The following is a 4,140-nucleotide window of genomic DNA, read 5'->3' on the forward strand; positions in this document are numbered from 1 at the left end:
TTTTCCGTGTGAGATTCTGCGATTTCGCAGAATCTAAAATCGCTATTTTGCGCCCTTTATCTTTGCTACAATCTCGCTAAACGCACTTGGATTTTCTACCGCCATATCCGCCAAAATCTTTCTATCCAAATCGATATTTGCGAGTTTTAGCCCGTGGATAAATTTTGAATAACTAATATCATTGATTCGGCACGCCGCATTGATTCGCACAATCCATAGTCGCCTAAAATCTCGCTTCTTGCGCTTTCTATCGCGAAACGCATAGCACAAACTTCGCTCTAACTGCTCTTTTGCCTTTCTAAAATGCTTTCTGCGCCCGCTGTAAAAGCCTCGCGCTAGTTTTAAAATCTTTTTATGTCGCCTGCGGCGAACAACGCCTGTTTTTACTCTCATTTTTTGTCCTTTACCTTAATTTTGATTTCGGTGGTAGCATTGCTACAACTTGCCCATTTCGGGGGATTCTAACTCAACTCTTTTAAAACACTCACGCCAAACAAAGCAGTTTTTTCACCTGCATTTCATTTGTCTTATCCACATACTGCGGGGCGTTTAGTCCGGCTTTTCGCTTGGGCGATTTTTTGGTTAAAATATGACTTTTAAACGCCGAACCACGCTTAATAAGATTTTTCTTAACCTTAAATCGCTTCGCTGCGCCGCGATTTGTTTTCATCTTTGGCATTCGCACTCCTTTTTAAAAAATAAAAGTTGCGATTTTATCGTAAATTTTTGAAAAATTTGCTTAATTTTTGTAGAATCTAATTAGATTCTGCGTTTTGGGGCAGACTAGCGCATTTTTAGGATTTTGCGTAAAAATCTCTTACAATCTGCCTATCATCAAATGGGATTTTTTCGCTCCCTATGATTTGATAAGTCTCATCGCCCTTGCCTAAAATTAGCAAAATCTCATCGCTTTTTAGCCCTTCAAGTGCGGAGATTATGGCGTTTTTGCGATTTGCCTGAGTGATAACTTTTTCTTTATTTTTAATCCCGCCTAAAATTTCAGCGATTATATTCTCTGCCTTTTCATCGCGTGGATTGTCGCTTGTAAGGTAGATTTTTTGTGCGTAGATTTCGGCGACTTTGCCCATTTTGGGGCGTTTGGTTTTGTCTCTATTGCCACCTGCGCCAAAAACTACCACAATCTTCGCACCCAAAAACGCTTCAAAAATATTTTGCATTCCCTCCGCCGTGTGGGCAAAATCCACCACCACAAGCGGATTTTGATTCACCACTTGCATTCGCCCCTCCACGCCACCAAATTCATTTAGCGAATCGGCGATTTGCTCCAAACTCAAATCCGCCAAAACTAACCGCACCGCCGAAATCGCCGCGATGATATTATAAAGATTGTATTTGCCTGTGAGGCAGGACTTGACATTTGCATTTTCGCTTTTTTTGGTGCGAAAATTATTCCACAAAATTAGCGCGTGAATATTTGGACGCGCACAATATGCCTCCACTTTGAGATTAGCAACATTTTCAATGCCATAAGTGTAGGCATTTTCGACATTAAAACGCGCCAAATCGCAGTCCTTATTGATGAGTTTTAGCGCAGAGTCCGCAAAAAACGCGTTTTTTGTATCGATATAATTTTGCAAAGTTTTATGAAAATCCAAATGGTCGCTTTGGATATTTGTAAGAATTTTTAGTGCGAAATCTAGCCCCTCTATGCGCTTTTGGGCTATCGCGTGGGAGCTAACCTCCATAATCACAAAGTCGCAATTTTGCAAACTTGCCAAGTGGATAAAGTGGTAAAGTTCAAGCAGAGTAGGCGTTGTAAGCCCCTTTGGTGCGACTTGCGAATCATTTATAAAAACGCCCCGAGTACCAATCAGCGCGGCTTTAAATCCAAGTGTGAGTAGCATAGAATAAATGCAACTTGCCGTTGTTGTTTTGCCATTTGTTCCCGTAATGCCGATGATTTTGGGCGAATGCGCCAAATATTTTTTTAGCTCATTTGGCGCAATGATTTTGCAGGGCAGATTTTTTGCGTATTTTTCATTTAGCGCGGTTTTTACAAAAATGCTATTTTCATCGATTTCTTGCGTGTTGTCCGTTAGATTCGTGCCATTTTTTAAGTCGATTTTCATTTTTTGCCTTTGGTAGATTCTGCAATTTTTGCAGGTTTTTTGTTAGATTCTGCGCTAGATTCTGCGTTTTCTAATGCTTTTTTTAGAATATCTTGGATTTTTTTATCATAAAAGTTCGCAGAATCTAGCGTCTCAATGTATTGCATCGCCACATCGCCAAAATCATTTTCCACAAGCAAGTCCAAAAACTCCACGAAATCGCCCTTATTTGTGAAAATAATCTTTGTGCTAAACATCGCGCATTCAAAGATTTTCTTAAAATTACTCGCCGCCACTAGCTTTTTAAAGTCGCTATACAAAATGCCATCAATGTCGTTAATTTTGGCGTTTTCAAAGTCATTGACAAGCTCGGCGAAATGATTTGTATTCCTATCCAAAAGGCTTATGATATTTAGGATATTGTCCTCTGCGTGGGCGATTTTTTGCAATTTTAGGATTTGATAGTATTCAAAGAGTTTTTGCGCTTGCTCTTCGTTTTCAACGGCTATATCGCTTAAAAGGACGCCGATTTTTGCCTCTTTGTTTTCATCATCAGCAAGTGTCAAATCATTGTAAAGGCGCAGTGATAGCGCGTAGTCCTTTGCCAAAAACGCCTTTTTTGCCTTTGATAGAAGCGAGAACGATTTTCTATCCAAAACTTTTACTTTTTCCAAAAAAATCCTTAATCTTTCGTGCTCTGTGGCGAATCCCTAATTTACGCTCACCACTTCAATCTCTGGGTGAATCTCATTTCGCAAAGTGCGCTCAATGCCGTTTTTAAGCGTATTGTTGCTACTTGGGCAACCCTTACACGCGCCCTCTAATCGCACAAAAACCTTGCCACCTTTGATATATTCAAGCGTAATATTCCCGCCATCAAGCAAAATGCTAGGGCGCAGTCGCTCCAAAACGCCCTCCACAGGCTCTAAAAGCTCATCATCACTAAAAATCACCATTTATTCTCTCCGCATTTTTTAGCGATAATTCTACCATAAAAATGCCACAACTTGCATTTTTGCAAAAATATGTGAAAATTTTGCGCCATTGCACCCCGAATTTTGCCAAGTATTATCTTTGTTTAAGTTGGTTTAAGTTGGCAAAACATATAATTTGCAAATCATCGATTAAAGGGGCGAAATATGCGTAGAGTGGCTATATTGTTACATTTGCTATGGGGGGGGGGGATTTTGCCTATTAAATGCGATTGAGTTAAGAGATATTAAAAATTGCACTTCTGGTAGTTCTAATTGCACAATAGATACACCATATACCGAAATCACAAATAGTGGCGCGTATCTAGTGGGTGGCAGTGTGGGTATTACCATCAAATCTCAAATCGGCACTTTTATCAACTATGGAGAGCTGAAAGTAAGTCAAGGCAATCAATGGACACAATTTAACAATGGTGGCTATATTGGAGAAGTAATCAATTATGGCATTGCGGAGCGAATGATTTGGATTCATAGAGATAGTGGCGTTGGGGCATTTGGTGTTGGTGCTGTAACAAACTACGGCACGATGGGTGGAATTTCGAGTGATGTAAAAGAGACTATACTAACGCTAAATAATTTAGGCACGATAAAACCAATTTGGAGTGCAAATAGTGAGAATAGCACGCATTTAAAGGCGGAAAAAGGCGCAAAAATACTAATCAAAAATTACAGATTATTTATCGATGAGAGTGCTAATACATTTAATAACAATGGCAACGGCAAAAATTTATCGCACCTTATGATAAGTGTTAGTGATGGCGGTAGCGTGAGCTTCAAAGACGCAAAATCTAAAATCTTGCTTGATTTTGGCGCGAATTTTGAGCTAGGCAAAGAATATTTGATTGCTAAACTCGTTACGGATACAGGTGGCAAATCTTACACGGCTTTGGGCGTGGATTTCTCCCGCCTATCGACTTACAATGACATTTATACGCTAACCAAAAGTGGCGCAAATGGTTTCAAAGCAGAAATCACCCCGCAATACGGCACCATCGGCACTTTATATAAAAGCAACATTCGCACGATGAATAATTTTGATTTGATAAGCAATGCGATGATTTATCCAAATAAATATAAAA

The 4,140-nt window shown here is 39.6% G+C and carries 6 protein-coding genes; 1 reads left to right on the plus strand and 5 read right to left on the minus strand.

The window, feature by feature from the left end; genetic code table 11:
• Window positions 1-42: 42 nt before the first annotated feature.
• From rplT to ACWIUD_RS11950, 5 genes are all read right to left on the minus strand, one after another.
• A complete protein-coding gene (gene rplT / locus ACWIUD_RS11930; RefSeq protein WP_454149366.1) occupies window positions 43-393 on the minus strand; it encodes a 50S ribosomal protein L20 in 351 nt (116 codons plus the stop codon).
• 91 nt (window positions 394-484) lie between these two features.
• A complete protein-coding gene (gene rpmI, locus ACWIUD_RS11935; protein WP_454136991.1) occupies window positions 485-679 on the minus strand; it encodes a 50S ribosomal protein L35 in 195 nt (64 codons plus the stop codon).
• Between the two features lie 115 nt (window positions 680-794).
• Window positions 795-2,090, minus strand: a complete 1,296-nt coding sequence (locus ACWIUD_RS11940; protein WP_454149368.1) for a UDP-N-acetylmuramoyl-L-alanyl-D-glutamate--2,6-diaminopimelate ligase — start codon at window positions 2,088-2,090, stop codon at window positions 795-797.
• A complete protein-coding gene (locus ACWIUD_RS11945; RefSeq protein ID WP_454149370.1) occupies window positions 2,087-2,743 on the minus strand; it encodes a hypothetical protein in 657 nt (218 codons plus the stop codon). Before ACWIUD_RS11945 ends, ACWIUD_RS11940 begins: the two co-directional genes overlap by 4 nt.
• A 36-nt stretch (window positions 2,744-2,779) precedes the next feature.
• Complete coding sequence (locus tag ACWIUD_RS11950) at window positions 2,780-3,025, minus strand: NifU family protein (protein ID WP_454136994.1); 246 nt, start codon at window positions 3,023-3,025, stop codon at window positions 2,780-2,782.
• 355 nt (window positions 3,026-3,380) lie between these two features.
• On the opposite strand from ACWIUD_RS11950, the gene ACWIUD_RS11955 reads away from it, so the two are divergent.
• A partial coding sequence (locus ACWIUD_RS11955; protein ID WP_454149372.1) for a hypothetical protein occupies window positions 3,381-4,140 on the plus strand: 760 nt, incomplete at its 3' end.

The organism is Helicobacter sp. 23-1044 (assembly GCF_053654695.1).

Excerpts from the sequence above, each read along its gene's own strand:
- rplT (WP_454149366.1), bottom strand. The coding sequence starts at position 393 with ATGAGAGTAAAAACAGGCGTTGTTCGCCGCAGGCGACATAAAAAGATT.
- rpmI (WP_454136991.1), bottom strand. The coding sequence starts at position 679 with ATGCCAAAGATGAAAACAAATCGCGGCGCAGCGAAGCGATTTAAGGTT.
- ACWIUD_RS11940 (WP_454149368.1), bottom strand. The coding sequence starts at position 2,090 with ATGAAAATCGACTTAAAAAATGGCACGAATCTAACGGACAACACGCAA.
- ACWIUD_RS11950 (WP_454136994.1), bottom strand. The coding sequence starts at position 3,025 with ATGGTGATTTTTAGTGATGATGAGCTTTTAGAGCCTGTGGAGGGCGTT.